Annotated in this window: 21 protein-coding genes and 1 pseudogene; 9 read left to right on the forward strand and 13 right to left on the reverse strand. The window is 51.6% G+C overall.

Going from position 1 to position 24,945, the window contains the following annotated elements:
• The first annotated feature begins 104 nt into the window (after window positions 1-104).
• Together FDX14_RS23060 and dsbA are read left to right on the forward strand one after the other, a co-directional pair.
• Window positions 105-1,091, forward strand: a complete 987-nt coding sequence (locus FDX14_RS23060) for a serine/threonine protein kinase (RefSeq protein WP_137350328.1) — start codon at window positions 105-107, stop codon at window positions 1,089-1,091.
• 16 nt (window positions 1,092-1,107) lie between these two features.
• Entirely contained in the window at window positions 1,108-1,731 is a 624-nt protein-coding gene (dsbA, locus tag FDX14_RS23065; RefSeq protein WP_038635827.1) for a thiol:disulfide interchange protein DsbA, read from the forward strand.
• A gap of 13 nt (window positions 1,732-1,744) precedes the next feature.
• Here the strand turns inward: dsbA and yihG are convergent, their stop codons facing one another.
• Window positions 1,745-2,608 carry a 1-acylglycerol-3-phosphate O-acyltransferase, YihG family gene (yihG, locus tag FDX14_RS23070; protein ID WP_249357208.1) on the reverse strand — a complete coding sequence of 288 codons (864 nt, stop codon included), beginning with the start codon at window positions 2,606-2,608 and terminating at the stop codon, window positions 1,745-1,747.
• On the opposite strand from yihG, the gene FDX14_RS25815 reads away from it, so the two are divergent.
• The 3 genes from FDX14_RS25815 to spfP all read left to right on the forward strand — a co-directional run bounded on the left by FDX14_RS25815 (window position 2,493) and on the right by spfP (window position 6,044).
• Window positions 2,493-2,828, forward strand: a complete 336-nt coding sequence (locus FDX14_RS25815; RefSeq protein ID WP_252182556.1) for a hypothetical protein — start codon at window positions 2,493-2,495, stop codon at window positions 2,826-2,828. The genes yihG and FDX14_RS25815 overlap by 116 nt on opposite strands.
• 215 nt (window positions 2,829-3,043) lie before the next feature.
• The gene (gene polA, locus FDX14_RS23075) at window positions 3,044-5,830 is read left to right on the forward strand and encodes a DNA polymerase I (protein WP_137350329.1); all 2,787 of its coding nucleotides are present in this window, start codon (window positions 3,044-3,046) and stop codon (window positions 5,828-5,830) included.
• A gap of 166 nt (window positions 5,831-5,996) precedes the next feature.
• The gene (gene spfP, locus FDX14_RS25820; RefSeq protein WP_071892919.1) at window positions 5,997-6,044 is read left to right on the forward strand and encodes a small protein SpfP; all 48 of its coding nucleotides are present in this window, start codon (window positions 5,997-5,999) and stop codon (window positions 6,042-6,044) included.
• Window positions 6,045-6,163: 119 nt separating this feature from the next.
• Here the strand turns inward: spfP and yihA are convergent, their stop codons facing one another.
• Window positions 6,164-6,796, reverse strand: a complete 633-nt coding sequence (gene yihA / locus FDX14_RS23080; protein ID WP_042313572.1) for a ribosome biogenesis GTP-binding protein YihA/YsxC — start codon at window positions 6,794-6,796, stop codon at window positions 6,164-6,166.
• Between the two features lie 209 nt (window positions 6,797-7,005).
• On the opposite strand from yihA, the pseudogene FDX14_RS23085 reads away from it, so the two are divergent.
• The 3 genes and pseudogenes from FDX14_RS23085 to hemN all read left to right on the forward strand — a co-directional run bounded on the left by FDX14_RS23085 (window position 7,006) and on the right by hemN (window position 9,432).
• A pseudogene (locus tag FDX14_RS23085) lies at window positions 7,006-7,254 on the forward strand (hypothetical protein).
• Between the two features lie 106 nt (window positions 7,255-7,360).
• Entirely contained in the window at window positions 7,361-7,870 is a 510-nt protein-coding gene (gene yihI / locus FDX14_RS23090; RefSeq protein WP_249357210.1) for a Der GTPase-activating protein YihI, read from the forward strand.
• Window positions 7,871-8,058: 188 nt separating this feature from the next.
• Window positions 8,059-9,432 carry an oxygen-independent coproporphyrinogen III oxidase gene (hemN, locus tag FDX14_RS23095; RefSeq protein ID WP_038635842.1) on the forward strand — a complete coding sequence of 458 codons (1,374 nt, stop codon included), beginning with the start codon at window positions 8,059-8,061 and terminating at the stop codon, window positions 9,430-9,432.
• 89 nt (window positions 9,433-9,521) lie between these two features.
• On the opposite strand, the gene FDX14_RS23100 is transcribed toward hemN, so the two are convergent.
• From FDX14_RS23100 to glnA, 4 genes are all read right to left on the reverse strand, one after another.
• Window positions 9,522-9,632: a YshB family small membrane protein gene (locus FDX14_RS23100; RefSeq protein WP_003028631.1), complete on the reverse strand. Its 111-nt coding sequence runs from the start codon at window positions 9,630-9,632 to the stop codon at window positions 9,522-9,524.
• 112 nt (window positions 9,633-9,744) lie between these two features.
• Entirely contained in the window at window positions 9,745-11,154 is a 1,410-nt protein-coding gene (glnG, locus tag FDX14_RS23105; protein WP_042313592.1) for a nitrogen regulation protein NR(I), read from the reverse strand.
• Between the two features lie 11 nt (window positions 11,155-11,165).
• On the reverse strand, window positions 11,166-12,215 hold the full coding sequence (gene glnL / locus FDX14_RS23110) for a nitrogen regulation protein NR(II) (protein WP_042313563.1): 1,050 nt from the start codon (window positions 12,213-12,215) through the stop codon (window positions 11,166-11,168).
• Between the two features lie 300 nt (window positions 12,216-12,515).
• On the reverse strand, window positions 12,516-13,925 hold the full coding sequence (glnA, locus tag FDX14_RS23120; RefSeq protein ID WP_038635848.1) for a glutamate--ammonia ligase: 1,410 nt from the start codon (window positions 13,923-13,925) through the stop codon (window positions 12,516-12,518).
• A 379-nt stretch (window positions 13,926-14,304) separates the two neighbouring features.
• Between glnA and typA the strand changes: the two genes are divergently transcribed.
• Window positions 14,305-16,128, forward strand: a complete 1,824-nt coding sequence (gene typA, locus FDX14_RS23125; protein WP_003028641.1) for a ribosome-dependent GTPase TypA — start codon at window positions 14,305-14,307, stop codon at window positions 16,126-16,128.
• Between the two features lie 70 nt (window positions 16,129-16,198).
• On the opposite strand, the gene ompL is transcribed toward typA, so the two are convergent.
• The 7 genes from ompL to yihT all read right to left on the reverse strand — a co-directional run bounded on the left by ompL (window position 16,199) and on the right by yihT (window position 24,931).
• Complete coding sequence (gene ompL / locus FDX14_RS23130; protein WP_137350331.1) at window positions 16,199-16,891, reverse strand: porin OmpL; 693 nt, start codon at window positions 16,889-16,891, stop codon at window positions 16,199-16,201.
• 66 nt (window positions 16,892-16,957) lie between these two features.
• On the reverse strand, window positions 16,958-18,379 hold the full coding sequence (locus FDX14_RS23135; protein WP_137350332.1) for an MFS transporter: 1,422 nt from the start codon (window positions 18,377-18,379) through the stop codon (window positions 16,958-16,960).
• Between the two features lie 46 nt (window positions 18,380-18,425).
• Window positions 18,426-19,808 carry an MFS transporter gene (locus FDX14_RS23140; protein ID WP_006686128.1) on the reverse strand — a complete coding sequence of 461 codons (1,383 nt, stop codon included), beginning with the start codon at window positions 19,806-19,808 and terminating at the stop codon, window positions 18,426-18,428.
• Between the two features lie 45 nt (window positions 19,809-19,853).
• A complete protein-coding gene (locus tag FDX14_RS23145) occupies window positions 19,854-21,890 on the reverse strand; it encodes an alpha-glucosidase (RefSeq protein WP_137350333.1) in 2,037 nt (678 codons plus the stop codon).
• A 48-nt stretch (window positions 21,891-21,938) separates the two neighbouring features.
• Window positions 21,939-22,781, reverse strand: coding sequence for an aldose-1-epimerase (locus FDX14_RS23150; RefSeq protein ID WP_137350334.1), 843 nt, complete (start codon window positions 22,779-22,781; stop codon window positions 21,939-21,941).
• Window positions 22,782-22,799: 18 nt separating this feature from the next.
• A complete protein-coding gene (yihS, locus tag FDX14_RS23155) occupies window positions 22,800-24,041 on the reverse strand; it encodes a sulfoquinovose isomerase (RefSeq protein ID WP_137350335.1) in 1,242 nt (413 codons plus the stop codon).
• Between the two features lie 14 nt (window positions 24,042-24,055).
• Complete coding sequence (gene yihT, locus FDX14_RS23160; RefSeq protein ID WP_137350336.1) at window positions 24,056-24,931, reverse strand: sulfofructosephosphate aldolase; 876 nt, start codon at window positions 24,929-24,931, stop codon at window positions 24,056-24,058.
• Window positions 24,932-24,945 lie beyond the last annotated feature (14 nt).

Genomic DNA, 24,945 nt, shown 5'->3' on the forward strand with positions numbered 1-24,945 from the left:
CAGGTGTCTGGAAATATAGGGGCAAATCCAGCTTGTAATCGCCGCCACCGAAAGCGCTGCGAAATGATATCCTGAATCATTCGTAGTATTTTCCGGATGATGGGATGAACGACAACGCTTTTACTTTCCAGACGCTACACCCGGATACCATCATGGATGCACTGTTTGAGCAGGGGATCCGGGTGGACTCCGGGCTAACCCCGCTTAACAGCTATGAAAACCGTGTCTATCAGTTTCAGGACGAAGACCGTCGACGCTTTGTCGTTAAGTTTTATCGCCCTGAGCGTTGGTCCGTTGATCAGATCCAGGAAGAGCACCAGTTTGCGCTGGAACTGGTGAGCGATGAAGTGCCGGTTGCTGCACCGCTGGTACTGAACGGCCAAACACTGTTAAGCCATCAGGGTTTTCATTATGCGATCTTCCCAAGCGTCGGCGGACGCCAGTTTGAGGCCGATAACATCGATCAGATGGAGGCGGTTGGGCGCTATCTGGGGCGTATGCACCAGACTGGCGGCAAGCGTAATTTCGCTTTCCGTCCCACGATTGGCCTTGAAGAGTATCTGACCGAACCGCGTAAACTGTTTGAACAGGCCCAACTTATTCCTTCAGGGCAAAAAGCAGCCTTCTTGAAAGCAACGGATTCACTTATTACAGTAGTTTCCGAATGCTGGCATACGCGTTTTGCCACGTTACGCCTGCATGGTGATTGTCATGCCGGCAATATTCTGTGGCGTGACGGTCCAATGTTTGTCGATTTAGATGATGCCCGCAATGGCCCGGTTGTTCAGGATTTATGGATGCTTCTTAACGGCGATAAAGCTGAACAACGCATGCAGCTTGAAACCATTATCGAGGCTTATGAAGAGTTTAGTGAGTTCGACACGACAGAAATCGGACTGATCGAACCTTTACGTGCTATGCGTTTAGTTTATTATCTTGCATGGCTGATCCGACGTTGGGGTGACCCTGCGTTTCCAAAAAACTTCCCGTGGTTAACTGGGGAAGATTACTGGCATCGTCAGACCGCAACTTTTATTGAGCAGGCAAAAATTCTGCAAGAGCCCCCCTTACAATTAACGCCAATGTATTAATCGGAGAAACTTGAACATGAAAAAAATATGGCTGGCGCTGGCTGGTATGGTTTTAGCTTTTAGCGCATCTGCGGCGCAGTTCCAGGATGGCAAACAATACATCACTCTGGAAAAGCCTGTTGCGGGTGAACCGCAAGTGTTGGAGTTCTTCTCCTTCTACTGCCCGCACTGCTATCAGTTTGAAGAAGTGCTTCATGTGTCTGATAACGTGAAGAAAAAACTGCCGGAAGGCACCAAGATGACCAAATACCACGTCGAGTTTCTTGGGCCTTTGGGTAAAGATCTGACGCAGGCCTGGGCTGTTGCTATGGCACTTGGCGTTGAAGATAAGGTCACTGTTCCGCTGTTTGAAGGGGTTCAGAAAACCCAAACCGTTCAGTCTGTTGCAGATATCCGTAAAGTGTTTGTCGACGCGGGTATTAAAGGTGAAGACTACGATGCGGCATGGAACAGCTTTGTGGTGAAATCACTCGTGGCGCAGCAGGAAAAAGCGGCAGCTGATTTACAGCTGCAGGGCGTTCCGGCGATGTTCGTGAATGGTAAATACCAGGTAAACCCGCAGGGCATGGATACCAGCAGCATGGATATCTTTGTACAGCAGTATGCGGATACCGTGAAATTCCTGGTTAGTCAGAAATAAAAGCGAAAGCCGGTCATTGACCGGCTTTTTTGTTTGTGGCTTTAATCGCATCTATTTGCGCGTCTTTCTCGCTCCAGAGCGTATTCAACCATAGCTGAAACCGACGCTTGAAACCTTTATCGTTCACGTAATCACCGTGCAACTCTTCTTGAATTTGCTCCAGGTTCACCCGCACGACAATACGCGTTAATTTGCCGCTCAGCATATCGTAGAAAGGGCGGCTGCTATTTTCCGGGTAGCACAGCGTGACGTTCAGCAACTTATCAAACTGCGCCCCCAGCACATTCAATGCCATAGCGATACCGGCCGCCTTAGGTGGGAGCAGGTTTTGATAGGGGGAGCGGGTTTGCTCACGTTTCTCATTAGTAAAGCGTGAACCTTCGACAAAATTGACGATAGTTGTCGGGTGTACGCGAAATTTCTCGCAGGAGCGACGCGTTGTTTCCACGTCTTTACCGCGCCGTTCCGGGTGACGGAGCAGGTAGCCGCGTGAATAACGTTTCATAAACGGCATATCCAGCGCCCAGCAGGCCAGGCCAATAAACGGCACCCAGGCGAGTTGTTGTTTGAGAAAATATTTATTCATCGGGATGTGCTTACGAAACAGAACGCAAAGCACGACGATATCGGCCCAGCTGTAATGATTACAAATGAGCAGATACCAGTTTTTTTTGCTAAGACCTTCCAGCCCTTCGACGTCCCACTTCAATCGTGGATTGAGGTGCAGCAGTATAGCCAGACCTTCACACCAGCAATACATCATGAAATTACAGAAGATGGAAACCTTGCGCCAGACGACAGGAACAGGCAAAAGGAGTTTTACCACCCCGGCAAGGATGATTGGCACAGAACAAAAAATCGTAACCAATATGGTCAATACGATACTCAGCAACAGCGTTATCGCAGCGAGTATTCTTGTCATAATTAAATTATTCAATAAGTTAGCCATAGACAGTGCGCTAAAAAGGCGCAAGGGGCTGATTTTATCAGAAAACGAACCAAATGATGGATCTTCCCTGAATAGAAAAAAAAGGAATATCTATCCACATCAGGATACAAGCGATAAAAATGGAATAAAATGCTATGGATTTATTTAATTAACTGAAATATATGAAAAAATACAATGAATCAATAATTATCTTGCTATATTTAAAGAGCTGAAAATTATTTATTCACAAAGTTATCCACAGTCTTATTTGCGAGCAAAGCAGAAGAACTGCAAAAGTTTTTCGACAAAAACGGCGAAAAACTCATGTTTTCATCCCGTCTGTGGCATCCTTTACCCATAATCTGATAAACAGGCACGGACATTATGGTTCAGATCCCAGAAAACCCACTTATCCTTGTAGATGGCTCATCTTACCTTTATCGCGCATATCACGCATTTCCGCCGCTGACTAACAGCGCAGGAGAACCTACTGGTGCGATGTACGGTGTTCTCAACATGCTGCGTAGCTTGATTCTACAATATCAGCCGACCCATGCTGCTGTGGTATTTGACGCTAAGGGTAAAACCTTCCGTGATGAATTATTCGAGCATTACAAGTCACACCGCCCGCCAATGCCTGACGATCTGCGCGCGCAGATTGAACCTCTACATGCGATGGTAAAAGCGATGGGGTTGCCATTACTCGCTGTTTCAGGCGTGGAAGCGGATGATGTTATCGGTACGCTGGCGCGTGAAGCGGAAAAGGTTGGTCGTCCGGTGCTGATCAGTACCGGTGATAAAGACATGGCTCAGCTGGTGACACCGAACATCACCCTGATCAACACCATGACCAATACTATCCTCGGCCCGGATGAAGTGGTAAATAAGTACGGTGTGCCACCTGAGCTGATTATTGATTTCCTGGCGCTGATGGGCGACTCCTCCGATAACATTCCTGGCGTACCTGGCGTGGGTGAAAAAACGGCTCAGGCCCTGCTACAGGGCTTGGGGGGGCTGGATACCCTTTATGCCGAATCTGACAAAATTGCGGGGCTGACTTTCCGTGGTGCGAAAACCATGGCAGGCAAGCTTGAGCAAAATAAAGAGGTGGCGTACCTCTCTTATCAATTAGCGACCATTAAAACAGATGTTGAGCTGGAGTTAACCTGCGAGCAACTGCAAGTGAAGCAGCCCGCCGCAGATGAACTGCTTGGCCTGTTTAAACAGTATGAGTTTAAGCGTTGGGTTGCAGACGTAGAAGCCGGTAAATGGCTGCAGGCGAAAGGAACGAAGCCGGCGGCTAAACCGCAGGAAACAATCGTCGTCGAGGCTACGCCGGAAGAACCTGCGACGGCTCTTTCGTACGATAACTACGTGACGATTCTGGATGAAGCGACGCTGGAAGAGTGGATCGCGAAGCTGAAAAAAGCGCCCGTCTTCGCCTTTGATACAGAAACTGACAGCCTGGACAATATCTCTGCGAATCTGGTTGGACTGTCTTTTGCCATTGAACCGGGCGTAGCTGCCTATGTTCCTGTTGCCCATGACTACCTGGACGCCCCCGATCAGATCACTCGCGACCGTGCGTTGGCGCTGCTGAAGCCGCTGTTGGAAGACGAAAACGCGCATAAAGTCGGGCAAAACCTGAAGTACGATCGCGGCATTCTGGCGAACTACGATATCGAACTGCGCGGCATCGTCTTTGACACCATGCTCGAGTCCTACATTCTTAACAGCGTTGCCGGTAGACACGATATGGACAGCCTGTCCGATCGCTGGCTGAAACATAAAACCATCACCTTTGAAGAGATCGCCGGAAAGGGCAAAAACCAGCTGACCTTTAACCAGATAGCGCTGGAAGAAGCTGGTCGTTACGCTGCGGAAGATGCCGACGTTACGCTACAACTGCATCTGAAGATGTGGCCGGAATTGCAGCAGCATAAAGGGCCGCTGAACGTCTTTGAAAATATCGATATGCCGCTGGTGCCGGTTTTGTCTCGCGTTGAGCGCAACGGTGTGAAAATCGATCCGGCTGTTCTGCACAAGCATTCAGAAGAGCTGACGCTGCGTTTGAACGAGCTGGAGAAAAAAGCGCACGAGATCGCCGGAGAAGCGTTTAACCTCTCTTCCACCAAGCAGCTACAAACCATCCTGTTTGAAAAGCAGGGTATTAAGCCGCTGAAGAAAACACCTGGCGGCGCGCCATCAACCTCGGAAGAGGTACTGGAAGAGCTGGCGCTGGATTACCCGTTGCCGAAAGTGATCCTGGAATATCGTGGGTTAGCAAAACTGAAGTCGACCTATACGGACAAGCTTCCGTTGATGATTAACAAGAAAACCGGGCGCGTACATACCTCCTATCATCAGGCGGTTACCGCTACCGGGCGCTTGTCTTCAACGGACCCGAATCTGCAGAACATCCCGGTACGTAATGACGAAGGTCGTCGTATTCGCCAGGCGTTTATTGCACCGGAAGACTACGTGATTGTTTCAGCGGACTACTCGCAGATTGAACTGCGTATCATGGCGCACCTCTCGCGTGATAAAGGCTTGCTTACTGCATTTGCCGAAGGGAAAGATATTCACCGCGCAACGGCCGCTGAAGTCTTTGGCTTACCGCTGGATTCAGTAACTAGCGAACAACGCCGCAGCGCGAAAGCTATCAACTTCGGTTTAATCTACGGGATGAGCGCCTTTGGTCTTGCTCGCCAGTTAAATATTCCGCGCAAAGAAGCTCAGAAGTACATGGATCTCTACTTCGAACGCTACCCTGGCGTGCTGGAATATATGGAACGCACGCGTGCACAGGCAAAAGAGCAGGGTTACGTTGAAACGCTGGAAGGGCGTCGCCTCTATTTGCCGGATATTAAATCCAGTAATGGCGCTCGTCGTGCGGGTGCTGAACGCGCCGCAATCAACGCCCCGATGCAAGGTACTGCCGCAGATATTATTAAGCGAGCTATGATAGCCGTAGACGGATGGCTGCAAACCGAGCAACCGCGCGTGCGCATGATCATGCAAGTTCACGATGAACTGGTGTTTGAAGTGCACAAAGATGACCTGGAAAGTGTGTCTAAAAAGATCCATCAACTGATGGAAAACGAGACCCAGATTGACGTGCCGTTATTAGTGGAAGTTGGTAGTGGTGAAAACTGGGATCAAGCGCACTAAGGGTTTACTGAATAACGGCCTTTTTTCGTAACTAAGCAACATAAGATAGAACTTTTTGTGATGTCCATTAGAATTCCCTATGTAAGGAATGAAAAAAAATTACAAAAAGTGCTTTCTGAGCTGCTCAAAAAAGAGTAAAGTTATTCGCGTAGGGTACAGAGGTAAGATGTTCTATCTTTCAGACCTTTTACTTCACGTAATCGGATTTGGCTGAATATTTTAGCCGCCCCAGTCAGTAATGACTGGGGCGTTTTTTATTGTGCGCAAGAAAAGTTTCGCTCACGCCGTAGGCCGGATAAGACGCGCAGCGGCGCCATCCGGCATAGCGGGGGATTATTCCCCGTCCTGAATCTCTTCGACCGGTGCCAGTTCACTAAACCAGCTATCCAGCTTCTGCCGCAGTTTGTCCACGCCCAGCTTTTTCAGTGATGAAAAGGCTTCTACCTGCACATCACCATTAAATGCCAGCACGGCTTCACGTACCATATTCAGTTGAGCTTTGCGCGCGCCGCTGGCCAGCTTGTCTGCTTTAGTCAGTAGCACCAGAACCTGAACGTTGCTCTCTACCGCCCACAGGATCATCTGCTGATCCAGATCTTTAAGCGGGTGACGAATATCCATCAGTACCACCAGACCTTGCAGGCTCTGACGTTTTTCCAGATATTCCGCCAGTGCGCGCTGCCATTTGCGCTTCATCTCTTCCGGCACTTCGGCGTAACCATACCCCGGCAGGTCAACCAGGCGTTTGCCGTCAACGACTTCAAACAGGTTGATGAGCTGAGTACGGCCCGGTGTTTTAGATGTACGCGCCAGACTCTTTTGATTAGTCAGGGTATTTAGCGCACTGGATTTGCCTGCGTTGGAACGGCCAGCAAAAGCCACTTCGATTCCGGTATCGGAAGGTAAGTGGCGAATATCAGGCGCACTCATCACAAAATGCGTCTGTTGATAATTCAAGTTAGTCAAAGCGGTCCTCTCCATCAATCAAGGCTTTGCAGCGATTATACCTGAACACCAGCAAAAGGCTGGTTTTTCGACGCGTAGCCAGTGTAAGTAAAAACCTCGCACTTTGTGAGACATTGCCGATAGTATCTATACGAGATGACAGTGTAAAAAATGATGTGGCATAAATAAATCATAGGGTTACGTTTAGGCACTATTCTTAAAATCCGAAATTGTTACCTTGGTTACTTGTACGTTTAAACCAAAACGGTAAAGTAGTGCCCATAGCGAGGAAGCTGACAGGATAGACGACTCAGGATGAGGGTCAGGAGCGCCAGGAGGCGAAGACACAGGATTGTCAGGAAGACAAACGTCCGGAGACGTTAGTAAAAGGAAATGGAAACAACACGGAATGTTTCAGGCTAAGGGAAAAACAGGGTGTGTTGATAGCCAACAGGGATAGTAGAGCCCGTAAGGGTTGAGAGTCAGGAAAAAAGGCGACAGATTACTCTGTCGCCTTTTTTCTTTATTTCTGCTAGATTCCGGCGCAAATATATACTGAATTAAAACAGCCAAAGACGAATCATGATGAAACCAACTTCTACACCACGCGGTAAAGGTCCTGCAAAAGCGCGTCGTAAAACACGCGAAGAAATTAACCAGGAAGCTCGCGACCGTAAGCGCCAGAAAAAACACCGTGGCCATGCGGCGGGTAGCCGTGCGTCCGGTAGCGATGGCGCATCTGGTGGCGGAAAGCAAAATAAGCAACAAGATCCTCGTATTGGCAGCAAAACCCCCATTCCATTGGGCGTGACCGAAAAAGTCACCAAACAGCACAAACCGAAGAGTGAGAAACCTATGCTTTCACCACAGGCTGAGTTGGATTTACTGGAAACGGATGAGCGCCTGGATGCGCTGCTGGAGCGTCTTGAAGCAGGAGAAACCCTGAGTGCGGAAGATCAAACCTGGGTTGATGCCAAGCTGGATCGCATTGATGAGCTGATGCAAAAGCTGGGTCTCTCTTACGATGACGAGGAAGAAGAGGAAGAAGAAGAAAAGCAGGAAGATATGATGCGCCTGCTGAAAGGCGGCAACTAACGGTTTTACACCGTGGGTCTTCCCGTCCTGCTTATAACCCTTCCGGTTATATGTTATCTGGTGTGGTTATTCGTTAAACTACAGCGGTTGTCGCGGCGACAGAAGTGGCTGCGCAACCGGCTTATTACCCGCACAGAGGTTAAGCCGGTACGCCGTACCCGCCAGAGACGCCATCGGAAGGAGTGAGCATGTCAGAGCAGCTAATAGACTGGGACCTGGCCCTGATCCAGAAATATAACTATTCCGGGCCACGATATACCTCGTACCCAACCGCGCTGGAGTTTTCTGAAGACTACGGTGCCGAGGCGTTTTTAAACGCTGTGGCGCGTTACCCTGAGCGTCCGCTCTCGTTGTACGTTCACATCCCGTTCTGCCATAAACTGTGTTACTTCTGCGGCTGCAACAAGGTTGTGACGCGTCAGCAGCATAAAGCCGATCAATACCTTGATGTCTTAGAACAAGAGATCATTCATCGCGCACCGCTGTTTGCTGGACGCCATGTCAGCCAACTGCACTGGGGCGGCGGCACGCCAACGTATCTGAATAAAGCGCAAATCAGCCGTTTGATGTCGTTGCTGCGTGGCAATTTCAACTTTAACGCGGATGCGGAAATCTCGATCGAAGTGGATCCGCGTGAAATTGAGCTGGATGTGCTCGATCATTTACGCGCTGAAGGTTTTAACCGCCTGAGCATGGGGGTGCAGGACTTCAATAAAGAAGTTCAGCGCCTGGTGAACCGTGAGCAGGATGAGGAGTTTATCTTTGCGCTGCTGAATCATGCGCGGGAGATTGGCTTTACCTCGACGAATATCGATCTGATTTATGGTTTGCCAAAACAGACGCCGGAAAGTTTCGCCTTCACCCTGAAACGCGTTGCTGAGCTGAATCCAGACCGACTGAGCGTCTTCAACTACGCTCACCTGCCGACGCTGTTTGCTGCTCAGCGCAAAATCAAAGATGCCGACCTGCCCAGCGCGCAACAGAAGTTGGATATCCTGCAGGAGACCATCTCTTCACTGACCGAAACCGGTTATCAGTTCATTGGCATGGATCACTTTGCTCGCCCGGATGACGAACTGGCGATTGCTCAACGCAAAGGTGTGCTGCATCGTAATTTCCAGGGGTATACCACCCAGGGGGATACCGATCTTCTGGGGATGGGCGTATCGGCCATCAGTATGATTGGCGACAACTACGCGCAGAACCAAAAAGAGCTGAAGCGCTATTATCAGCAGGTAGACGAGCAGGGGAACGCGTTATGGCGAGGAATTGCGCTGACCCGCGATGACTGTATTCGTCGGGATGTGATTAAGCTGCTGATCTGCAACTTCCGCCTCGACTATGCCGCCGTGGAACAGCAATGGGATCTGAATTTTGCTGACTATTTTGCCGAAGATCTGAAACTGCTGGCGCCGCTGGCGAAAGATGGGCTGGTGGATGTGAATGAGAAGGGAATTCAGGTTACGCCTAAGGGCCGCCTGCTGATTCGGAATATTTGCATGTGCTTTGATGCCTATCTGCGCCAGAAAGCGCGGATGCAGCAGTTCTCACGCGTCATTTAGCCGGGTTGCCGGGTGGCGCTGCGCTTACCGGGCCTACACGTTGCGACAACCTGTAGGCCGGATAAGCGTTAGCGCCATCCGGCACATTGTCAGCTGAACAGTCCAACCAGCGCCGCGCACAGCACTGCGGCAACCGCAGTTTGTGGCGTATGGCTTTCGACCGCACCGCTCGACAGCAGATTAATCATTGATTCCAGCATGATGACTTCCCCCCGTTAGCCGGGCACGATCATACTTAACTCATCGGAACAGTAAAGCGCAAAATAGCAGCAATTTGCGCTCAATTATCAAACTTTACACTGTGACCGAGCGTCACTCCATTCCGAGTTCTTTTAACTTACGCGTCAAGGTATTACGGCCCCAGCCGAGCAAGCGCGCTGCTTCCTGTTTATGCCCCTGGGTATGACGTAGCGCGGTGGTCAATAGCGTGCGCTCCATCTCTGGTTGAGCTTCAGAAAGCAAATTTTGATGACCGGAACGTAATGCCCGGTCTGCCCACTGTGCTAACAGCGTTGCCCAACTGTCCGGCTGCATAGGGGACGGCGCGTCTGGCACGCTGGTTTCAAAAAGCTCGGCCGGCAAGTCCTGAATCAATACTTCCTGTCCGGCAGCCATAACAGTTAACCAGCGGCAGGTGTTTTCAAGCTGGCGTACGTTGCCCGGCCAGGCCAGACGCGTAAGCGCTGCCTCGGTTTCGGGATGTAATTGTTTGGCTTCCACCCCCAGTTCGCGGGCGGCTTCCTGCAGGAAATGACGTGCCAGGCGAGGGATGTCTTCCCGACGTTCACGCAGCGGGGGCAAATGAACGCGAATGACGTTGAGACGGTGGAATAAATCCTCACGGAATTTGCCTTCCTGTACGCGCAGTTCCAGATTCTGGTGCGTGGCGGCGATGATGCGCACATCCACTTTCACAGGCGCATAGCCGCCCACACGGTAAAACTGTCCATCCGCTAATACGCGCAATAAACGCGTTTGCACGTCCAGCGGCATATCGCCGATTTCATCGAGGAACAGCGTCCCACCGTCGGCCTGCTCAAAACGCCCTTGACGAATGGTATTTGCCCCGGTAAACGCCCCTTTCTCATGACCGAACAGTTCAGACTCGATCAAATCTTTCGGGATAGCCGCCATGTTCAGCGCAATAAACGGCGCTTTGACGCGTGGGCTGTGACGGTGTAGGGCATGAGCGACCAGCTCTTTACCGGTCCCGGACTCGCCATTAATCAATACGCTGATTGAAGAACGGGAAAGTCGGCCAATAATGCGAAAAACATCCTGCATCGCTGGCGCTTCGCCAATAATATCGGTCGTTGGTCCGTGGATTTGTACATTACGCGGCTGCTGCTGTTCCTGATAATGACTGATGGCACGTTCGACCAGCGCCACGGCTTCGTCAATATCAAAAGGTTTGGGCAGATAATCAAACGCCCCTTGCTGGTAGGCGCTGACGGCGGCATCCAGATCGGAATGCGCCGTCATTATGATGACCGGAAGCATTGGATGACGCTGTTTGATCTGTTTTAACAGCGTCAGACCATCCATACCCGGCATGCGAATGTCTGACAACAATACGTCCGGTGTTTTGCTGGCCAGTGCGTCCAGCACCTCTTTACCGCTTTCAAATGCGGTACAGCTCAGACCAGCCCCTGCGAGCGCACGTTCTAGCACCCAACGGATGGAACTATCGTCATCAACGACCCAGACTATTCCTCGTTGCATAAACGTCACCTTTATTTCCTGATAGGCAGGTAAACCGAGAACTCGGTATGACCCGGCCAACTGGTAAATTCAATTTTGCCGGAATGCTGATCAATTAAATTACGGGCGATGGATAACCCAAGGCCGGTACCGCCCTCGCGACCGCTGACCATTGGGTAGAACAGCGTGTCCTGCAAATGAGAGGGAATACCCGGGCCGTTATCCTCAACATCGATCCGCGCCGCCAGACGGTAACGCACGCCGTGCAGCGTGAGCTGAAACGCAGTGCGGGTACGCAGTACGATCTCGCCACCTTCCGGCCCTAAGGCTTGCAGGGCATTGCGCACGATATTCAGCAAAACCTGTTCTATCTGGTCCGGGTCGTGCAATAACTCAGGCAGGCTCGGATCGTAATCACGAATTAGCGTAACGTTTTCTGGTACTTCCATCGAAACCAGCGCGACCACACGCTCCGCTACTTTGTGAATACTTTCCGTGACGTGCATGCCCGGTTGTTGCGGTCCTAACAGACGGTCGACCAGATTACGCAGGCGGTCGGCCTGCTCAATAATGACTTTGGTATATTCGGTCAGCGCCGGGTCCGGGAGCGCTTTACTGAGAAGCTGTGCCGCGCCGCGTAACCCGCCCAGCGGGTTTTTGATTTCATGCGCCAGCCCGCGTACCAGATCGCGGGCGGCAATTTGCTGGGCATGCTGGAGTTGTTCCTGACTCAGACGGCGCTGGTTATCCATTGGCGCCATCTCCAGCAGGATCAAGCCATCAGGCAGCCTCTGGGCGGTCACAGAGAGGATATGTGAGTGGCTGTCTATCACCAGCGTCACTTCGTTATCCGTAAAGCCCTGGCCGGCTTCCAGGCTCTCACGCAGCAGTCCGATGTTTAACGAGAAATAACTCAATAGATCGGGCAGCGGTGTACCAAACAGTTTGCGGGAGCTTTGAGCGAGCAGCTGTTGTGCCGCCGGGTTGGCGTAATGTATCGACAGCTCATCGTCGACGAGTAAGATGCTATTGATTAAAGAATTGAGGATCTGCCCAGCATCGGGCAGCGTGCCGGTTGCCATTCAGCAGTCTCCTGAAAAGTGTTGCACCATTTTAGTGCATTATAGCTTTTTATGGATAAAAAGCGCGAAAAAGCAGGTTGTTAGTGGAGAAAAAAGCCCATCGTGTGATGGGCTGAAAGTTTCCACGGCAACTAAAACCTTCGTCTTTCTCCCTACAGCTGTGTTGGCTGCTTTCGCTCACCCCAGTCACTTACTTATGTAAGCTCCCGGGGATTCACTCAATTGCCGCCTTGCTGTAGCAAGAAATCCATTGGTTATTACATCCTCTGCACGTTTTTATGTGAGAGTGTAAAAGTTAAATTAAACGCTGTAGTACAGCTCAAACTCTACCGGGTGCGGCGTCATGCGCACGCGGTCATCTTCTTCGCGACGCAGCGCAATGTACGCATCGATTGCTTCATTGGTGAACACGCCGCCTGCAGTCAGGAACTCGCGGTCCAGATCCAGTTCTTTCAGTGCTTCTTCCAGAGAACCCGCAACCTGTGGGATCTCTTTCGCTTCTTCAGGCGGCAGGTCGTACAGGTTTTTGTCCATCGCTTCGCCCGGGTGGATCTTGTTCTTAATACCGTCAAGACCCGCCATCAGCAGCGCAGCAAAGCACAGGTACGGGTTAGCAGCCGGGTCCGGGAAACGCACTTCGATACGACGCGCTTTCGGAGAAGCTACCACCGGAATACGGATGGAGGCAGAACGGTTACGGGCAGAGTAAGCCAGCATGACCGGCGCTTCGTAGCCCGGGACCAGACGCTTGTAGGAGTTGGTGGTCGGGTTCGCCAGGGCGTTGATCGCTTTAGCGTGTTTGATAACGCCGCCGATGTAGTACAGCGCCTGCTCAGACAGACCCGCATATTTGTCACCGGAGAACAGGTTTACGCCGTTCTTGGACAGGGACATGTGGCAGTGCATACCGGAACCGTTATCACCGAACATCGGTTTCGGCATGAAGGTTGCTGTTTTACCGAAGCGGTGAGCGACGTTGTGAACCACATATTTGTAGATCTGAATTTCGTCCGCTTTTTTGGTCATGGTGTTAAAGCGGGTTGCGATTTCGTTCTGGCCAGCAGTTGCCACTTCGTGGTGGTGCGCTTCAACAACCAGACCCATTTCTTCCATGATCAGACACATGGTAGAACGGATGTCCTGAGAAGAATCTACCGGAGGAACCGGGAAGTAACCGCCTTTCACGCCAGGACGGTGACCTTTGTTACCACCTTCGTATTTGGTGGAGGAGTTCCATGCGCCTTCGATATCATCGATAGCCACGTGGGAACCGGAAATGGACGCGCCGAAACGGATGTCGTCAAACAGGAAGAACTCTGGCTCTGGCCCGAACAGAACGGTATCTGCGATGCCGGTAGAACGCAGGTACTCTTCAGCGCGTTTAGCGATGGAGCGCGGGTCGCGGTCGTAGCCCTGCAGCGTACCGGGTTCCAGGATATCGCAACGGATGATCAGGGTAGACTCTTCATAGAACGGGTCGATGAGTGCAGTAGACGCATCTGGCATCAGAACCATGTCTGATTCGTTAATGCCTTTCCAGCCACCGATTGAGGAGCCGTCAAACATTTTGCCTTCTTCAAAGAATTCGGCATTTACCTGATGAGCAGGAATAGTGACGTGCTGTTCTTTACCTTTGGTATCAGTGAAGCGCAAATCAACAAACTTCACTTCGTGTTCGTTCAGCATCGTCAAAACGTGTTCAGCGGACATACTTACTCTCCCGGATTGGTCATGGTCGTCGTGGTAACGAAGTCTTCAATTCTGCAAAAAATTGGCCGTGTCGCCGTAAAAAAGATAAAGCGAAATCTGTGCCAACTTTTAAATTGCCCCTAAAAGGCGTTATCATGCGCACTATCGTGCAAAGGGGCTGCACCATGAAGGATGTATTGCACCATTATAGTGCTTTAATGTGAACATTAAGCACCATATTGGTGCAACGCACCCCAGATTACCCTTTTAACGCTCCGTGAATGTGATCACAAAGAAACTCTGCAATACTTGTTTGCGGAGGATGTTTGTGATCCTGTTTTGTACTGCGATTAATCCGTGTACAATAACGCGCTATTTCTAAAATGCCTGAGGCAAAGTTGTGATCGAAAATTTGCGTAACATCGCCATCATCGCGCACGTAGACCATGGTAAAACGACCCTGGTAGACAAGCTGCTCCAACAATCCGGTACGTTCGATGCACGTGCTGAAACCCAAGAACGCGTGATGGACTCCAACGATTTGGAGAAAGAGCGTGGGATTACCATCCTCGCTAAAAACACCGCTATCAAATGGAATGACTACCGTATCAACATCGTTGACACCCCGGGGCACGCCGACTTCGGTGGTGAAGTTGAACGTGTAATGTCCATGGTCGACTCCGTGCTGCTGGTGGTGGATGCAATGGATGGTCCGATGCCGCAGACGCGCTTCGTGACCAAAAAAGCCTTTGCCCATGGCCTGAAGCCAATTGTTGTTATCAACAAAGTTGACCGTCCTGGCGCGCGTCCTGACTGGGTTGTTGATCAGGTATTCGACCTGTTCGTTAACCTCGACGCTACCGACGAGCAGCTGGACTTCCCGATCGTTTACGCTTCCGCGCTGAACGGTATCGCAGGTCTGGATCACGAAGATATGGCGGAAGACATGACCCCGCTGTATCAGACCATCGTTGATCGCGTACCAGCTCCGAACGTAGACCTTGACGGCCCGCTGCAGATGCAAATCTCTCAGCTGGACTACAACAACTACGTTGGCGTTATCGGTATCGGCCGCATCAAACGCGGTAAAGTTAAACCGAACCAGCAGATCACTATCATTGATAGCGAAGGCAAAACCCGCAACGGTAAAGTCGGTAAAGTTCTGACCCACCTGGGTCTGGAACGTATCGAGAGTGATATTGCCGAAGCAGGCGATATCATCGCGATTACCGGTCTGGGCGAACTGAACATCTCCGACACCATCTGCGACCCGCAGAATGTCGAAGCGCTGCCGGCTCTGTCCGTTGATGAACCGACCGTAACCATGTTCTTCTGCGTAAACACCTCTCCGTTCTGTGGTAAAGAAGGTAAATATGTTACCTCTCGTCAGATCCTTGACCGCCTGAACAAAGAGCTGGTGCACAACGTTGCGTTGCGCGTTGAAGAAACCGAAGATGCGGATGCGTTCCGTGTATCCGGTCGTGGTGAGCTGCACCTGTCTGTTCTGATCGAAAACATGCGTCGTGAAGGTTTCGAAATGGCGGTTTCCCGTCCGAAAGTTATCTTCCGCGAAATCGATGGCCGTAAACAAGAGCCGTTCGAAAACGTAACGCTGGACGTTGAAGAGCAGCATCAGGGTTCTGTGATGCAGGCGCTGGGTGAGCGTAAAGGCGATCTGAAAAACATGAATCCAGATGGCAAAGGCCGCGTACGTCTTGACTACGTGATCCCAAGCCGTGGTCTGATCGGCTTCCGTTCAGAATTCATGACCATGACCTCCGGTACCGGTCTGCTGTATTCCACCTTCAGCCACTACGACGACGTTCGTGCGGGTGATGTGGGTCAGCGTCAGAACGGCGTACTGATCTCCAACGGCCAGGGTAAAGCAGTTGCGTTCGCACTGTTCAGCCTGCAGGACCGCGGTAAGCTGTTCCTGGGTCACGGTGCTGAAGTTTACGAAGGCCAGATCATCGGTATTCACAGCCGCTCTAACGACCTGACCGTAAACTGCCTGACCGGTAAGAAACTGACCAACATGCGTGCGTCTGGTACTGACGAAGCAACGGTTCTGGTTCCGCCGGTTAAGATGACTCTGGAGCAGGCTCTGGAATTCATCGATGACGACGAACTGGTAGAAGTGACTCCAACCTCTATCCGTATTCGTAAGCGTCACCTGACTGAAAACGATCGTCGCCGTGCAATGCGTGGCGCGAAAGAAGAGTAATTAACGCTCTTTCTCAGGTAAGCATAAAAAAGCCGCTGATTATCAGCGGCTTTTTTTTATCTCGGGAGTATCAGAAGAAATACTTTGCCCCAACACGAATCTGATTTTGTTCGCGATGATAGGGTTCCACATTACGATCTAACCAGCGTAATTCCAGGTAGGGTAACCAGTGTTCATTGATACGATACTTAAAGGTATTCGTAATTTCCCAGTGATGATCTTTTCCGTTACTGCTGTTGAAGTCATTGACTCGTATAAAATAGTGCGGCTCAAAGGTATAGGAAAACTTATCGGTGATGGTAAAGTTCCAGTAATTACCTATTTCATAGGTATCGTTATTATCCTGATCACCGTTTAGATCGGTTGAACTATAGTTATTATGGTTATAACGGTTACGCACGGTAAGATTAAACCACGGGGTAAATTTATAGTTAACATCCAGATAAGCCGCGCCACCAGAACCCGTACTCTTATCGTTTATCAATCCACCGGGCTGGATAGTTAATTTATCCGTTGGTTTAAATAAAGGATACCAACCTTCTATTTCGTTATAGCCGTGTTTTAACTCATCCTTACGTTGCATGGTGTAGGTGTTGGTGAGCATGATACCTGCGCCCATATCGGAGTTATAGCCAACGCGCATCATCACTTCTATCTGATCGGATGCCAGATTATATGCCTCGCGGTTCTCGACATAGGCACCGGCAAAAACAGAAGTGGACACAACAGAGGATAAGAGAATTATTGTCGTTAACTTTTTCATAATAAATCCATTTTTTAAGCGTAGGGAAGCCGCCATCCATTAAGATGGAATAAGCGGCAATTATTTTTATACGTTTACAGCAGAGGTATTATTTTTAGCGGTAACAGGATCCTGTTGAGTGTTGTTTTTCTTCCGTTGGCTGATTTCCTCAATAATAAAAGCAAAACGCGTTTCATTGAGTTTATAAAATAAACCCATCGTGATTGCAGCGATAATAGCCAGCCCGCAAGGCCACAGAAAAATAAGCTGACGCAGGCCAAGCAGGGTCGCATCGCTCTGGGTTATGTTGGGAATATAACCGATTTGCGTCAGCATGATGCCTGGCAGGAAGCCTGCGAGCGCAGCGGAAATTTTGCGAGAAAAGGTATAACCCGTATACACCGAGCCTTCCGCGCGGATCCCCGTTTTCCATTCGCCATAATCAACCGTATCCGGAACCAGCGCCCAGTTCAGGCTGTTGACGAATGCTGTCCCGAAGAAGGCCATACAGGAGAACGTTACGAACAAAAATGACGTACTGCCCCAGAAAAAGTTCAGAACATCACCGACAGCCCATAATGCCAGACCGCCGAGATAAACCTGCTTTTTACCGAAGCGTTTCACGGCTGCGGGAACCAGCAGCACGCCGACCAGAATGCATCCCATGCTGAAAAAACCCATCCACGACAGCAGATGAATATCGTTGAGCACGTACTGGGTGTAATACACCTGGATGGCCAGTTTTATGTTGAATGCGGCCAGTGTGCACAGGTTGGCAACACACAGCACCAGCAGCGGAGGGTTACGGAAAATGGCACAGAACGATTTGAGAATGCTGGGCTTATGGTGATCCGGCACGATTTCGATATAGCGTTCTTTCACACCGCTAAAGCACCACCACATGCTGAACAGTCCGCAGACCGAAAAGATCAGTGCGGCAATCAGATAACCCAATGAGGGGGAACTGACAAATAGCGCCTGAATTGGCATAAAACCAACGGTACACAATAACAGGCCAATGGTGGCACCACCCTGACGCCAGGCGGCGAGCTGAGCGCGTTCCTGTGGGTTTTTCGTGATTGCAGGCACCATCGCGCCGTAGGAGCAGTTCATCAGGCTATAGAACAGACCGAACAGCATAAACAACACCGTCGCCAGCCCGGTTTTCACCGTGAGCGTAAAATCAGTCGCTAAAAACTGGGCGCTGGCAACGACTGCGACAGGAAATGATGCATACAAAATAAAGGGTCTGAATTTCCCTTTTGCGCCAATATTTCGCCTTGAGTCCAGCAATACACCGGTCAGCATATCGGTAAAGGCGGTGAAGAACTTCGCCACCAGAAAGATAATCCCACCGTAATATGCGGGCATCCCTAGTTCATCGGTATAAAATTTGAGCAGATACAGCGTGCCGATACACAGCATCAAATTTGAGCCGAAGTCACCCACTCCGTAGGCGAATTTTTCACGCAGGCTCAGTTTTAGCGTTAGCGGATCATGAAAAGACATAATCGCTCCTCAATAGCGCCCCGCAGGGCGCTATTCATTATTATTATCAAACGGGTTGTTTACGTGCTTCTATCTCTTCAACGATGCGGACATACATCTTTTCGTTGAGATTGTAGAAACAGCCCATTGCGACGATGGTGATGACTGCCAGGGCACACGGATAAATAAAGATCAGCTGCCGCAAACCTTCGACCGTGCTCGCAGATTGCACCACGTTGGGGACGTAGCCGATTTGCGTCAGCATCCAGCCAGGGAAGAAGCCTGCCAGCGCCTGTGAAACTTTACGGAAGAAGGTGAAGCCAGTGTATACCGTGCCTTCAGAACGTACGCCGGTACGCCATTCGCCATATTCCACCGTATCGGAAACCAGCGCCCAGTTCAGGCTGTTGACGAAGGCTGAGCCGAAGAACGCCAGACAGGAGAAGGCGACAAAGCTGACTGAGCCGCCGCCAAAGAAGTAGTTAAGCAGATCGCCCGCGACCCAAATCAGCAGCCCGCCAATATAAACCTTCTTCTTACCAAAACGTCTGACCATCCCAGGCATCAGGAAGACGCCAATGAAGATACAGCCCATGCTGAAAAAGCCCATCCAGGAAAGGAGGATCGGATCGTTCAGTACGTACTGGGTGTAATACACCTGAATCGCCAGCTTGACGTTGAATGCGCCCAGCGTGCAAAGGTTGGCAACACACAGAATAAATAGCGGGCGGTTACCGGCGATGGCGCGGAAGGATTGCAGTAATCCCGGTTTTTGCGCGGCATCCACGGGTTTCACTTCCACGTAGCGTTCTTTTACCCCGGCATAGCACAGCCACATGAATAACAGACCAAACAGCGAAAACAGCGTGGCGGCGAAAATATAAGCCAGCTGTGAATTGCCTTCGATCAGGTTCATCACTGGAACAAAGCCGACGGTGCACAGCAGCAGGCCGAGAGTTGCGCCTCCTTGTCGCCAGGCAGCCAACGACGCGCGTTCGTCCGGGTTTTTCGTGATTGCAGGCACCATCGCGCCGTAAGAGCAGTTCATCATGCTGAAGAAAAGTCCGTACAGCATAAACAGCACCGTTGCCATGACCGTTTTACCGGTGACTTCAAACGGTGTACCGACAAAGTTGGCAATCGCCAGCAAGGTAACCGGAAATGCGGCATAAAGGACGAATGGACGGAATTTTCCTTTCGGGCCGATTTTGCGGCGCGAATCGAGCATAATCCCGGTGCCCATATCGGTAAACGCGGTAAAAAACTTGGCGATAAGGAAAATGATACCGCCATAAGTTCCCGGTAAACCAAGGACATCGGTATAAAACTTGAGTAAATAGAGCGTACCAATGTCCAACAGGATATTGGAGCCTAAATCACCCATCCCATAGGCGAGTTTTTCTTTGAACGGCAAGCGTAGGGTTGCCGGATTAGAGGAAGTCTGACTCATTATTATTCTCCATGTGCCCGCGAGTTGCCCCGCGGGCGAGCCGTGTTAGATGTTGCGTAAAGTGGCAAACAGTGACGCCCATTCACTCTTCGCGCGATAAAACACCGGAGGCTGGCCAATCGGCGCGTCCACGGTAATTTCACCCCCCTGGTAAGTTTCCCCGGTCCAGACATTGACCCAGCTATCCTCCGGCAGATACAGCGTCCAGTCGCTGCGTCCCTGTTCGTGAACCGGCGCTACCAGCAAATCTTGTCCCAGCAGGTACTGATACTTCAGGGTGTAGGTGCGCGCATCGTCTTCGTAATGCAGGAACAGCGGGCGCATTACCGGCAGACCGGTGGCGCTGTTTTGCGCGACGGCCTGTTTGAGATACGGTTTCAGGGTGGTGAAGACGGTGGTCATACGGGCAAAGTGGGCAATGGTTTCCTCATCGCCATCAAACTGCCAGTTATCGCCAGGACGGTTACCTTCGTGGGTACGCATCATCGGGGTGAAGGCGCTAAAGTCACACCAGCGCAGCAGTAGCTCTTTGCTGCGCTTCATATCAAACAGGGTGGTGTAACCGCCGATATCGCTGTGGTGCAGACCGTGGCCGGTCATCGCCAGCGACAGCGCGGCAGGAACGACGGAGGCCAGACCGTCGTCGAGGCTCCAGTCAACGTTCTGATCGCCCGCCCACATCATGGTGGAGTACTTCTGGCTACCGGTGTAGCCCGCACGCATAAAGAACAGGATCTCGCCGAGCTTGCCGGTCTCCTGCAGCGCTTCGTAGTTACATTTCGCCCACAGTGCGGGCCACGCGTTATGCATAATTTCGGCGCTGACGCCGTTATGCAGGTAAGTGTCGGTTGGCAGGTATTCGCCAAAGTCGGCCATCCAGCCGCCGCAGCCCAGCTCGATCATGTTCTTTTTGATGACCTCTTTGAACCAGGCGTAGGCTTTGGAGTTGGTCAGATCGACCACGCCGCCGTAAAACTCGCCGAACTCAACCAGATAGTCAGCGCCAGAGGCGTCTTTTGCCAGATAGCCGTGCGCAGCCGCTTCGGCGCAAAGATCTTTATCGCTGGCGACGTACGGGTTGATGTAAGAGAGGAACTGCACGCCTTCTTCTTTCCACTGCTGAATACGACTATCCAACTGCGGATAGTTGTCGCTGTTCCATTTCCAGTTCCACATCACGCGCTTGCCAAAGGAGGTCATGCGGATCCCGGACCAGTCCTGCGCCCAGATGCCGTTTACCTTCACGCCTGCGTTACGCATGGTGTCCAGTTTTTTCTGGCACACCTCTGTTCCGCCCTGAATGCCCAGCGTGACGCCATCATAAATCCAGTCCGGCAGCTCCGGCTGACGGCCTAACAGCGCGGTCAGTTTTTCCAAAAGAGAGATAAAGGTGTCGGCGCACTCAATGCGCAGCGTGGTTTTGTCTTCCCACAACGCCAGTTCGTGGTACTCCGGCGCGCTAAAGTCGAAATTCATATAGCAGCTGTTATCAACGTGGCAATAATACTTCTGCGTACTGACAAAGGTTGGTTGTGGGAAGAAGGTCCAGTAGTAGTCACCGCCGGCATTTTCTTTGCAGTCGGCCTGCCACGTGACATAGCTGTTTTTGTTGCGGCCCACGCCCTGTTCGCTGGTCCACAGTGGGAATGGCTTACCGCGCAAATCGAAGTAAGAGAACTGTTCGCCACAGCCGTAAATATGATCGTCTGGGTTAGCGGCCAGACGCAGCCAGATACGGTTATGGCTGCGTTCCTCGTTATGGAGGTCGAGCTTCAAACGACCCTGTTCGTCGGTAGAAATGTGCAGCGTGGCGTTGATGGTATTACCGCGGCTGAAATCGACCCGCCAGCCCTCAGGCGACTCGCTTACTGTGGCGTCGGTCAGGGCAATCTTCTCGTTGAGCTTGTCTTTAATGCTGAAGTTGCCGCGGAACATATCAATGTCGGCAACGCCAGCGCCAATCCACAGGCAAGGGGTCTCTGCGCTGTGACGTAAGATCGGGCGCTGGTGGTACGTCAGCGTAAATCCATTTTGTAACGTCGTCAGTTCTAATGCGGCGGACCGTTGTTGTAGCGAATTCATTTTCGTCTCCGTAAAAATAGGGTATTTCGGTAATTTGTCGGAAATCTGTTATTCACTGCCGATTAAAAAATGCATTTGATGCGTTTCTCCGGGCGCGAGATGAATCAGGCTAATCCCGGAGTTAAAGGCGTCGGGCGGGCAGGTCATCGGTTCTACTGCCAGGCCGCGGCGTGCTAATTTTTCGCCGGTATACACCTGCAGCCAGGGCTGGTGGCTGCGCAGGTATGTGGATATATTTTGTGTTGGGCAGGTCAGTCTGACCTCCCACTCAGCCTCAGGCAGCAAGATCCTGAACGTGTGATCGATAGTGGTCTGAGCGATAACACGCGGCGTTGTGAAATCCCATTCACCGTGGGTGACATCACTCGCCGGGAGCGTTAATTCGCAGCTATCAATGGATTGCAAATTGCAGGTCAGGTAGGGATGTGCTCCCGCGCCATACGGTGCGATTTCGTCACCCACATTCTGGGTACGAATAATGACGTGCAATCCGCAGTCTGCCTCCAGTCGGTAAATCACCTCTGAAACCAGCGCAAAGGGATAGCCATAAGAGGGCGGTAGAAAAATCGTCAGCGACACTTCCGTGTTTGACAGTTGGTTAATCTGCCAGTCGCGCCAGGCCAGTAATCCATGAATGGCGGTATGCGAAACAGGGTCGTTAACGGCAAGCTGAAAGGCCTTGCCGTTATGTTGATAGCAGCCGTCTGCAATACGGTTTGGCCAGGGAATTAACACTTTTCCCAAATGTGCCAGCGGCATCTCTTCCGGCTTATGTGGAATAACGACGTGACGCCCACGGTGCGTCAATTCTGCTAACCCAGCGCCAACCGTGACGATTTTCGCCTGGTAATGACCAGCCTGAAGATGAAGGGTTTTTCCACCGCTATGCATGACAGCTCACCTCGTGACTTATTTGGCGTTGATATCCAGCAGACCGGCTGCAACTGCCGGTGCAAGACCCGGAGCCAGCGGTAAACGTGGGATCACGAGGCAGTGCAGCAGATGGTAAATATCCTGCTTACCGTCCCAAACTTTGGTGGTCACCTTGTTATCGGCATCCAGCTCCTGCCACCATGAACCGGTCTCGTAGTCCATCAGATACGTGATGCAGTAATCCCACCACTTCTGATACCAGGCTTCGTACTGGCTATCGCCGGTTAGGGTGTAGAGGGCGTAGGCGGTGCCCATGGCCTCGACTATCGGCCAACGCACTCTTTCGCGCACAATGGGTTTTCCGTCCCAGTCCACCGAGTAGACAAAGCCGTCTGCGCCGTCCGGCGCCCAGGCATCGCGGATAGTGGCGTGGAACAGACCCTTGGCATCTTCCAGCAACCAGGCGGGAGGTGTTTCAAAGCGGGCCTCCAGCGCGGCATGCAGATGCAACATCAGGCGGCCCCACTCGATCCAGTGGCCCGGCGTGCCGCCGTAGGCGCGGAAACGATGCGCTGGATTCTCTTTGTTGTAATCGCGGATTGGGTTCCACTGTGAATCGAAGTGTTCGTTGACGCGATACTCCCCGCTGCGAGCCACGTCGTGAATAATTACCGATGCGATACGCAGTGCGCGATCGAGCCATTTGCGATCATGGGTAACGTCATAAACGATCAGGAAAGCTTCAACCGCGTGCATGTTGGCGTTGCCGCCGCGGTAATCTTCCGTCTGGCTGAAGGCTTCGTCCCAGGACTCCAGACACATCTGCTCATCTTCGCTCCAGAAGTACTTCTCAATCACTTCGATAGCGTCATCCAGCAATTGTCTGGCCTGCGGATGCCCGGTAGTGACCGCGCTGGCAGCACCAAGTAAGACGAAGAAATGCTGATAGCCCTGTTTGGAGGCATCCATCACGCCTTCGTCATTTACGCAGGCGTACCAGCCTCCGTAACGTGTGTCGTGTAGCGCGCCATTCAGCGCTTTAATTCCGTGGTCGACTAACTGATATGCGCCCGGGCGACCCATGGATGCGGCAACGGAGTAAACGTGCAGCATGCGGGCGGTGATCCACAGATGCGTACCCATATCCGCTCTGACCTGGCCATTATTTCCCAGCCAGCCAAAACCGGTCGGGACAGCAGCATTTTTACCAAAGTTAAAGATGCGGTCAGTTTCCTGCTCCAGCCAGCGGTTGTGGCTTAAGGTGTTAAACCATTTCATGCTTTGATCCTCGATTAACGGCGGGCCATCATTTCGTCGACGATATCGCCCAGACGCTGCAACTTCGGTGCGGAAACGTCGCGCAGCATCAGTTCGGTGTCCGGCAGGCCAATAACTGATGACCAGACAGCACGCCCGGCCAGGAAGCCGGATGCGCCAGCGGTCATCGCCACACTGACTGCGCGTGGGAACAGTTTTTCATCCACGCCGGAAGAGAGAATGACCCACGGCATGTTGATGTTTTCATTCAGACGCTGGGAGGCGCTGAGCAATTCCTGTTGGGTCCCTTTGCCATACAGCGGCATTTCGACCTTGTAGAGATCGGCGCCGCTATCGCCCAGCTCTTTTGCGGCATCGATAATGGCCTGCTCGCGATCGAACTTATCGCCGCGGCGCGGTGGACGGACAACCGGCTCGATGATGCTCAGCAGGCCATTGGAGTGGCATAGCGCATTGAATTCTTTAACCATATCCAGACGCTGCTGGGCATCCTCATCGCTACGCCACAGCACCAGCAGTTTGAGAGCCTTGGCGCCATCTTGCTTCACGGCCTGCGGGTTGATTTTTTTATCAATCACCACGCTATCGACCGGAATGCCGTTACCCGGAATAAAGTCATCAGCGGCAACAATCATGGCGCAGCTTTTGGCAACCGCGTTTTGCTCTACAACCTGGCGGTAGCAGAACTGCTGATCGACTAAAATGGCGGAGGCATAGGGGGACAGGATCTTTGCCGCATTGACCTTGAAATCGGTCAGCACGCTGTCATTGACCGGGGATTTTGCACCCGCTGCGACAAACATTAAGCGCATGGCCTCGCGCTGATCGACTGCCAGCATGGCAAAACCGCCGGAAGCTCGGGTGATATCTTTCAGGGTGTACTTCGTCATTGTTCAGTCCTTTT

Source organism: Citrobacter sp. wls710 (assembly GCF_005281115.1).
Lineage (GTDB): Bacteria > Pseudomonadota > Gammaproteobacteria > Enterobacterales > Enterobacteriaceae > Citrobacter > Citrobacter werkmanii.

Bases quoted from the DNA above. Each gene is read 5' to 3' on its own strand.
- hemN (WP_038635842.1), top strand. From the start codon at position 8,059: ATGTCAGAGCAGCTAATAGACTGGGACCTGGCCCTGATCCAGAAATAT.
- FDX14_RS23140 (WP_006686128.1), bottom strand. From the start codon at position 19,808: ATGAGTCAGACTTCCTCTAATCCGGCAACCCTACGCTTGCCGTTCAAA.
- FDX14_RS23150 (WP_137350334.1), bottom strand. From the start codon at position 22,781: ATGCATAGCGGTGGAAAAACCCTTCATCTTCAGGCTGGTCATTACCAG.
- FDX14_RS23100 (WP_003028631.1), bottom strand. From the start codon at position 9,632: ATGCTGGAATCAATGATTAATCTGCTGTCGAGCGGTGCGGTCGAAAGC.
- FDX14_RS23135 (WP_137350332.1), bottom strand. From the start codon at position 18,379: ATGTCTTTTCATGATCCGCTAACGCTAAAACTGAGCCTGCGTGAAAAA.
- FDX14_RS23060 (WP_137350328.1), top strand. From the start codon at position 105: ATGAACGACAACGCTTTTACTTTCCAGACGCTACACCCGGATACCATC.
- yihS (WP_137350335.1), bottom strand. From the start codon at position 24,041: ATGAAATGGTTTAACACCTTAAGCCACAACCGCTGGCTGGAGCAGGAA.
- ompL (WP_137350331.1), bottom strand. From the start codon at position 16,891: ATGAAAAAGTTAACGACAATAATTCTCTTATCCTCTGTTGTGTCCACT.
- FDX14_RS23145 (WP_137350333.1), bottom strand. From the start codon at position 21,890: ATGAATTCGCTACAACAACGGTCCGCCGCATTAGAACTGACGACGTTA.
- polA (WP_137350329.1), top strand. From the start codon at position 3,044: ATGGTTCAGATCCCAGAAAACCCACTTATCCTTGTAGATGGCTCATCT.
- glnL (WP_042313563.1), bottom strand. From the start codon at position 12,215: ATGGCAACCGGCACGCTGCCCGATGCTGGGCAGATCCTCAATTCTTTA.
- yihT (WP_137350336.1), bottom strand. From the start codon at position 24,931: ATGACGAAGTACACCCTGAAAGATATCACCCGAGCTTCCGGCGGTTTT.
- yihI (WP_249357210.1), top strand. From the start codon at position 7,361: ATGAAACCAACTTCTACACCACGCGGTAAAGGTCCTGCAAAAGCGCGT.
- glnG (WP_042313592.1), bottom strand. From the start codon at position 11,154: ATGCAACGAGGAATAGTCTGGGTCGTTGATGACGATAGTTCCATCCGT.
- glnA (WP_038635848.1), bottom strand. From the start codon at position 13,925: ATGTCCGCTGAACACGTTTTGACGATGCTGAACGAACACGAAGTGAAG.
- dsbA (WP_038635827.1), top strand. From the start codon at position 1,108: ATGAAAAAAATATGGCTGGCGCTGGCTGGTATGGTTTTAGCTTTTAGC.
- FDX14_RS25815 (WP_252182556.1), top strand. From the start codon at position 2,493: ATGAAATTACAGAAGATGGAAACCTTGCGCCAGACGACAGGAACAGGC.